1 protein-coding gene is annotated in these 1,317 nt (G+C 63.7%); it reads right to left on the reverse strand.

All coding sequences use genetic code 11. From position 1 onward, the window contains the following. Positions 1 to 1,317: amino acid adenylation domain-containing protein (locus tag QM609_RS29120; RefSeq protein ID WP_349307378.1), on the reverse strand; the 1,317-nt coding region annotated here is incomplete at its 3' end.

The raw sequence follows: 1,317 nt of genomic DNA on the forward strand, positions 1-1,317 counted from the left end.
CACCACCACCGACGGCACCATGAACCCCGGAAGAGACCTCCGCACCCCCTCCAACACCACCACCTCATCGACCACCACCCCCACCTCACCCACCACAAACCCCACCAAAAAATCCCCACCCACACCCGACCGCAACACCACCACCGCACCAGCCACCCCCACCTGAGCAGCCAACACCGCCTCCACCTCACCCAACTCCACCCGCTGCCCCCGCACCTTCACCTGAAAATCCGTGCGCCCCACAAACTCCAACACCCCGCCACACCCCCACCGCACCACATCACCCGTCCGATACACCCGAGCACCCACCACCCCCGACACCGGATCCGCCACAAACCGACCCACCGTCAAATCCACACGACCCTCATACCCCCGAGCCACCTGCACCCCACCCACATACAACTCCCCCACCACACCCACCGGAACCGGCCGCAACCGCGAATCCAACACCAACACCCGCGTATTCCACACCGGCCGACCAATCGGAACACCCACCCCCACAACACCCTCCACCCGATGAAACGTCACATCCACCGACGCCTCCGTCGGCCCGTACAAATTCACCAACTCCGCACCACACACCCCCGCAAACCGCCCCGCCAACACCGACGACAACCCCTCACCCGACACAAACACCCGACGCAAACCCGAACACCCCACCCCCAACTCCCCCACGCTCAACTCCCCCACGAACACCTCCAACATCGACGGCACAAAATGCACCACCGACACCCCCCACCGCTCGATCACACCCACCAAATACACCGGATCACGATGCCCACCCGGATCCGCCACCACCAACCGCGCACCCACCATCAACGGCCAAAACAACTCCCACACCGACACATCGAACGACACCGGCGTCTTCTGCAACACCACATCCCCCACACCCAACGGAAACTCCCCCTGCATCCACAACAACCGATTCACCACCCCCGCATGCGACACCACCACCCCCTTCGGACGACCCGTCGACCCCGACGTGAACATCACATACACCGCATGCTCAGGCAACAACACCCCCAACCGATCCCCCACCCCCACCGGACGACCCGAAAAACCCGAAACATCAACACAACCCACATCAACAAACCCCACCCCCACCGGCAAACACCCACCATCACCAACCCGCGACAACACCACCACCGGATCCACCACCCCCACCACAAACCCCACCCGCTCCACCGGCGCACCCACATCCACCGGAACAAACACCCCACCAGCCCGCACCACCGCAAACACCGCCACCAACAACTCCACCGACCGCGACAACGCCACACACACCCGCGACTCCGGACCCACCCCCAACGAAATCAA

Source organism: Rhodococcus sp. IEGM 1302, assembly GCF_030056935.1.
Lineage (GTDB): Bacteria > Actinomycetota > Actinomycetes > Mycobacteriales > Mycobacteriaceae > Rhodococcus_F > Rhodococcus_F qingshengii.